We start from the raw sequence: 381 nt of genomic DNA, 5'->3' as shown, positions 1-381 counted from the left end.
ATGCCAACGGCAACATCAAACAATTGCTGCAGTACGCAAACCAAACCGTAACGCCTTACAATTCGGCGGCCTACCTCAGCGACGCCGACGGCCACATCCTGGAAAAGCGCTATGACAACACCACCACCCACAGCCTGATCGTCAACGGCCAGCTGATCGGCAGCAGCAGCGACAGTTACGAGAGTTTCAGCACCGTCTACGACACCGTCACCGCAGTTGCCGCCAGCAACTCGCCTGGCGTCTACATGGTGCAAACCGACAGCCAGACCTTGCAAGAGATCGCCAAGGCGCTGTGGGGCGACCAGAATCTGTGGTATTTGCTGGCCGAAGCCAATGGTGGCCTGACGAACCCGCTCAAGGCGGGCCAGGAGCTGATCGTCC

At 59.1% G+C, this 381-nt stretch carries 1 protein-coding gene; it reads left to right on the top strand.

Going from position 1 to position 381, the window contains the following annotated elements; translation table 11 throughout:
- Positions 1–23 precede the first annotated feature (23 nt).
- On the top strand, positions 24–381 hold a 358-nt coding region (locus GJ699_RS33975), incomplete at its 3' end, for a LysM peptidoglycan-binding domain-containing protein (protein ID WP_154383814.1).

The sequence above is a fragment of the Duganella guangzhouensis genome, from assembly GCF_009674535.1.
Lineage (GTDB): Bacteria > Pseudomonadota > Gammaproteobacteria > Burkholderiales > Burkholderiaceae_D > Rugamonas > Rugamonas guangzhouensis.
The sequence above is the reverse complement of the archived record's forward strand: the minus strand, read 5'-3'. Positions and strand labels throughout refer to the sequence as shown.